The organism is Actinomadura sp. 6K520 (genome assembly GCF_004349245.1).
Lineage (GTDB): Bacteria > Actinomycetota > Actinomycetes > Streptosporangiales > Streptosporangiaceae > Spirillospora.
Window position 1 is genome coordinate 1 of the sequence record NZ_SMLC01000294.1, and the last position, 5,709, is coordinate 5,709.

The 5,709-nt window shown below is 74.4% G+C and carries 3 protein-coding genes and 2 pseudogenes; 4 read left to right on the plus strand and 1 reads right to left on the minus strand.

Features of this window, described 5'->3' with window-relative positions; genetic code table 11:
• Positions 1-1,578, minus strand: a 1,578-nt coding sequence (locus E1289_RS36105; RefSeq protein ID WP_207929382.1) for a hypothetical protein, incomplete at its 3' end; no start/stop codon positions are given.
• A gap of 304 nt (positions 1,579-1,882) precedes the next feature.
• On the opposite strand from E1289_RS36105, the gene sucC reads away from it, so the two are divergent.
• From sucC to E1289_RS40390, 4 genes and pseudogenes are all read left to right on the plus strand, one after another.
• Complete coding sequence (sucC, locus tag E1289_RS36110) at positions 1,883-3,058, plus strand: ADP-forming succinate--CoA ligase subunit beta (RefSeq protein ID WP_131988436.1); 1,176 nt, start codon at positions 1,883-1,885, stop codon at positions 3,056-3,058.
• A 3-nt stretch (positions 3,059-3,061) separates the two neighbouring features.
• Positions 3,062-3,949: a succinate--CoA ligase subunit alpha gene (gene sucD / locus E1289_RS36115; RefSeq protein WP_131988438.1), complete on the plus strand. Its 888-nt coding sequence runs from the start codon at positions 3,062-3,064 to the stop codon at positions 3,947-3,949.
• Positions 3,950-4,361: 412 nt separating this feature from the next.
• A pseudogene (locus E1289_RS40385) lies at positions 4,362-5,324 on the plus strand (DUF6350 family protein); the annotation flags it as partial.
• 288 nt (positions 5,325-5,612) lie between these two features.
• Positions 5,613-5,709, plus strand: a pseudogene (locus tag E1289_RS40390) (cobalamin biosynthesis protein); the annotation flags it as partial.

Consider the following 5,709-nt stretch of genomic DNA (forward strand, 5'->3'; position numbering starts at 1 on the left):
GTCGGCGGGCGGGACGGGGAGCGGTTCCTGCAGCGCGGAGAGGCTCAGCAGGACGAGCGCCGCCGTCCAGCCCAGCGGAGCGGGCCCGGCGGGACCGCCGTCGGGGCCGACCTTCTCCGGCAGGACGCCCAGCGAGGTGCGGTGGGCCGACAGCCAGCCCAGCCGGCTGAGCGCGTCGCCGGTCCGGCCCGACGCGGCGGCCGCGAGACCGAACATGGCGACCTCCGGCGTCCAGGCGACGTCGGGGGAGCCCGACCACCGCTCGCCCGGCAGGACCCCGCCGTTCGGCAGCGCCTGCTTGCGGGCGGCGTCGATGATCGCGCCGGTCACACCGGGGTCGGCGGCCGCGAACGGCGGCGCGATGAAGGTCACCGACGTGTCCATCAGCCCGCCGGGGACGGGGGAGCGCGGGTAGCCGTACGGGGCGAACTGCCGGTCGACCGCGGCGGACAGGCGCCGCGCCGCCCGCTGCCACTCGGCGGCCTTCCCGCCGTCGCCGCGGCGCTCGGCGAGGTCCGCGGCGGACCGCAGGCCCGCCAGCACCGGCCCGACGACGCCGAGCGTGGGCCGCCGCGGGTCCTGCTCGTGCCGGGGGTCGCGCTCCCAGTAGTCGGACGAGGCGGGCGGCAGCCCCTCGGCGTCCAGCGAGCGCGCCAGGTGGTCGGCGGCGCGCCGGACCATCGGCCACAGGTCGGGGACCTCGCCCTCGCCCGGCGGATGGCGCAGCTGGTGGAACCACGTCGCCCACAGGACCCAGCCGAGCGAGTCGAGCTGCGCCGCCCGGCCGTCGGTGACGGCCGTCCCACCGGGGTGGTAGCGCGCGGCCCACATGCCGTCCTCGTTCTGCACCCGGGAGAGGAAGCCGAGGACGCGGCGGGCCTCGGCCGGATGCTCGGTCACGGTGAAGGCGGCGGCGGCGAACGCGGAGTCGCGCGGCCAGGAGTACCGCCACTTGGAGTACCACGACGCGAGCGACGCCCCGTTCGGGCGGGTGAGGAGCCGCAGGTCGAGCAGCGCGCGGGCCGCCATGTCGCGGAACCCGGGGTCGGTTCCGGTGGCGGGGTCGAGCCCGCCGGTGGGGATGGTGCCCTGCGACAGCCAGGAGCTGTCGGAGCGGATCGCGTGGCGGACCATGGGGTCGTCCGCCGCGACGGTCACCGGCCGCTCGCCGCCGGACGGGATGAGCCGGATCCGCCCGTCCGGGAGCCGGACGGCCGAGCTGTCGGGCAGGTACGCCGCCCCGTCGGCCTGCTCGGGCGGCAGCGGGACGCCGGTGAACGGCCAGCCGCCCCCGCCGATCAGCCCGGGGCTCGCCCAGCCGGGCTCCGTGCGCTCCGGGGCGGTGGCGCCGCCGGTGGCGATGAGGGCGGCGACGAGGAGGAGCGCGCCGGTGCGGCGGAAGGTGCGCGTCCCCCTGCGCCGTCCCGCCCTCCGGCCCGCCGGGGCCCGGCGGACGGGGGGACCGGGGACGGAGTCGGCGCGGACGAGCCTGGAGACGGTCTGGACCGGGGCCGCCGGATCGGGAGCGGCATCGGCGGAGACGGGTTCCGCGACTCTGGTGTCCCGTTCCTCCGCCATGGCCATACGTCCAGCCCCCTGCCGCTATCGCCGCCCTCGCTGATCATCACCGAAGCCCGAACAAGTACATCAAACTACGTCAACCGGTTCATCCTCCTCACGTGCCACTCGTGCCCGCCCTTGAGGACGAGCACACCTTCGTTCCGGTGACACTCGCGGACATTCGGACCCGGCGGCATCACCACGAAGCCGGGTTGACTAGGCTGCATCGACGGAGCGGACCGCAGAGTGCCGGCCGCACGGTGTCCCGTGTAACCCCCACTCGCGTGGTCATTCGGCTGTCGATCCCGTTTAAGGACGCCTCGTGGACCTGTTCGAACATCAGGCGAAGGAACTCTTCGCCGAGTACGGGGTACCGGTGCCCACCGGCAAGGTCGCCCATACCCCTGAGGAAGCCCGGGCCATCGCGGCGGAGCTGTTCGCCGCGGGGAGCTCGAAGGTCGTGGTCAAGGCCCAGGTGAAGACCGGAGGCCGCGGCAAGGCCGGCGGCGTGAAGCTGGCCGACTCGGCGGACGAGGCGCAAGCGCTCGCCGGCCGGATCCTCGGCATGGACATCAAGGGCCACACGGTCCACAAGGTCCTGGTCGAGGAGGGGAGCGCCATCGCGCAGGAGTACTACTTCTCGTTCCTGCTCGACCGCGCCAACCGCACCTTCCTGTCCATCTGCTCCGTCGAGGGCGGCGTGGAGATCGAGGAGGTGCCGCACGACCGGCTGGCGCTGGTGCAGATCTCGCCGCTGGACGGTGTCGACCGCGCGAAGGCCCGCGAGATCGCCGAGCAGGGCAGGCTCCCGGCGGAGGCCCTGGACGGCGCCGCCGAGATCATCGAGCGCCTCTGGGCCGTGTTCACCGACGAGGACGCCTCCCTCGTCGAGGTCAACCCGATGATCCTCACCTCCGCCGGCGAGGTGAAGGCCCTCGACGGCAAGGTCACGCTGGACGACAACGCGGGCTTCCGCCAGGAGCACGAGAAGTACGAGGACAAGGGCGCGGCCGACCCGCTGGAGGCGGCGGCCAAGGCCAAGGACCTCAACTACGTCAAGCTCGACGGCAGCGTCGGCATCATCGGCAACGGCGCGGGGCTGGTCATGTCCACCCTGGACGTGGTCGCCTACGCCGGTGAGGAGTTCGGCGGCCAGAAGCCCGCGAACTTCCTCGACATCGGCGGCGGCGCGTCCGCCGAGGTGATGGCGAACGGGCTGGAGATCGTCATGTCGGACGGCGACGTGAAGTCCGTGTTCGTGAACGTCTTCGGCGGCATCACGGCGTGCGACGCCGTCGCCAACGGCATCGTGTCGGCCTACCAGCTGCTCGCCGAGCGCGGCGAGGCCGTCAACCGCCCCCTCGTCGTCCGGCTGGACGGCAACAACGCCGACCTCGGGCGCAAGATCCTCAGCGACGCCTCGCTGAGCGGCGTACAGCAGGTCGACACCATGGACGACGCGGCCAGGCGTGCCGCGGAACTCGCGGCAGGTGCATGAGCGATGGCCATCTGGCTCACCGAGAACAGCAAGATCATCATCCAGGGCATCACGGGCTCCGAGGGCACCAAGCACGGCCGCCGGATGCTCGCCTCCGGCGCCCGGGTCGTCGGCGGCGTGAACGCCCGCAAGGCCGGGCAGACCGTCGACTTCGACGGCACGACGCTGCCCGTCCTCGGCACCGTCAAGGAGGCGATGGAGCAGACCGGCGCGGACGTGTCGGTCGTCTTCGTCCCGCCGAAGTTCACCAAGGACGCCGTCGTCGAGGCGATCGACGCCGAGATCCCCCTCTGCGTCGTCATCACCGAGGGCATCCCCGTCCACGACACCGCCTACTTCTGGGCCTACGCCGAGAAGAAGGGCGGCAAGACCCGCATCATCGGGCCGAACTGCCCCGGGATCGCCTCGCCCGGCAAGTCGAACGCGGGCATCATCCCGGCCGACATCACCACCCCCGGCCGCATCGGGCTGGTGTCCAAGTCGGGCACGCTGACCTACCAGATGATGTACGAGCTGCGCGACGTCGGCTTCTCCACCTGCGTCGGCATCGGCGGCGACCCCGTCATCGGCACGACCCACATCGACGCCCTCAAGGCGTTCCAGGACGACCCCGACACCGACGCCATCGTCATGATCGGCGAGATCGGCGGGGACGCCGAGGAGCGCGCCGCCGCCTACATCGAGCAGCACGTGACCAAGCCGGTCGTCGGCTACGTCGCCGGGTTCACCGCCCCCGAGGGCAAGACCATGGGCCACGCGGGCGCCATCGTGTCCGGCTCGTCCGGTACCGCGGAGGCGAAGAAGGAGGCCCTGGAGAAGGTCGGCGTCCGGGTCGGCAAGACCCCCAGCGAGACCGCCGTCCTCATGCGCGAGATCATGCAGAACCTCTGACCCGCGGGAACCGCGGGGACCGCGAAAGACGCCCGAGCCGCCCGGCGGCCCGGGCGTCTTTCGCTTCCCACCCCCGTGGGGGACGACAAAGGCGACACGCCGGGCTCGGGGGCGGCCGGCGGGTGGGCTTGGTGCCAGCATGTAGCGGGTGAGCGAACCGAGCCCTGGACGGCGTGCCACCCCCGAGGCGGCGGGACGGGCGCCGAGGCGTCCGGAGCGGGGCGCCGCACAGCGCCGGGCGGAGGGCCGGCCGGACGGCCCGCCGGCGCCGCCGGCCGCGAGACCGCTGTACGTGACGGGACTCGTCGCGGCGCTGTGGTGCATCGGGATCGGGCTCGCCGTGCTGACCACGGTCACACTGATCGGCTGGATCGCCGCGCCCAAGACCGCCCTCGGCGACGGCCTGGCCGGGGTGTTCCGGTCGGCCGTGAACTTCTGGCTCGTGTCCCACCACGCGGGCTTCTCCTACGAGCAGGGGCGGGTGGGGCTCCTCCCGCTCGGGGTCGTCGTCCTGCCCGGGGCGCTGCTGTACCGCGGCGGCGGGTGGATGATCCGGGTGGCCGGGCTGCCGCACCGCCCCCGGAGGGCGGTCGTGCAGGTCGCGCTCTCGCTGGCCGCCCCCTACGCGGGGCTGGCGGGCCTGCTCGCGCTGGCGGCGACGTCCCCGCAACTGCGGCCGTCGGCGTGGCAGGCGCTCCTGGCGGGGTTCCTGGTCGCGGTCGTCGCGGGCGGGCTGGGCGCCGCGCGCGCCGTCGTCGCCGCGCAGGTCGCGGCGGAGGCGCGGGGCCAGCGGGTCCGCTCCGGGCTCGGCGCGCTGCTGCGGCTGCTGCCGGACCGGCCGCGCTCGCTGGTGATCGGCGTCGCGGGGTCGCTGTCGGTGCTGCTCGCCTCGGGGGCGCTGCTCGTGGGCGGGGCGCTCGCCGTGAACATGCCGGACGCCGACCACCTGTACGACCTCCTCGCACCCGGTGTCGTCGGCGGCGTCCTGCTCCTGCTGGTGGAGCTGGCGTTCCTGCCGAACGCGGTGATCTGGGGCGTGGCGTACGCGGTCGGGCCGGGCTTCTCCGTCGGCGCCGGGACGAGCGTGTCGCCGACCGGGGTGTTCCTGGACGCCGTCCCGGCGTTCCCGCCGCTCGCGGCGCTGCCCGACCCCGGTCCGGCGCCCGCGGTGTCGCTGCTCGCGCTGGCGGCGCCGTTCGTCGCGGGCGCGGTGGGCGGCGTCCTCACGATCCGGTCCCTGCCCGCCCCGGTGTCGGAGGGGGCGCCGATGTGGGGGTTCGTGTCCGGGGCGCTGACCGGCGCCGTGGTGGCGCTGCTGAGCGCGCTGTCGGGCGGGCCGCTCGGCGGCGGGCGGATGGCGACGGTGGGGCCCTCGGCGTGGCAGGTCGGGCTCATGGCGGCGCTGGAGGTCGGCATCTCCGCGGCGATCGCGGCGTGGGCGGCGAACTCGATGATCCTGCGCCGTCCCGCCCGCGCGGAGGCCAGGGCCGCGAAACGTGCGGACCGCCCGGACCGCCCGAAACGGCCGAAGGGCCGTGCCGGGGAACGGCCGGAGAAGCGCCCGCGCCCGCGCTCGCGGGAGGTCCCCGTGCCCATGCCGCTGTCGGCGCCCGTCCCGGGGGACTACGGGAGCGCGCCGGAGCCCGCCCCCCGGGCACCGTTCGCGCCGTTGTTCTGGGGGGCCGTGGCGGGCGTTCCCGGGTTGCTGATGTATCGGGCGGTCAACACGCTCGATGCGATGGTCGGGTACCGGAGTCCGC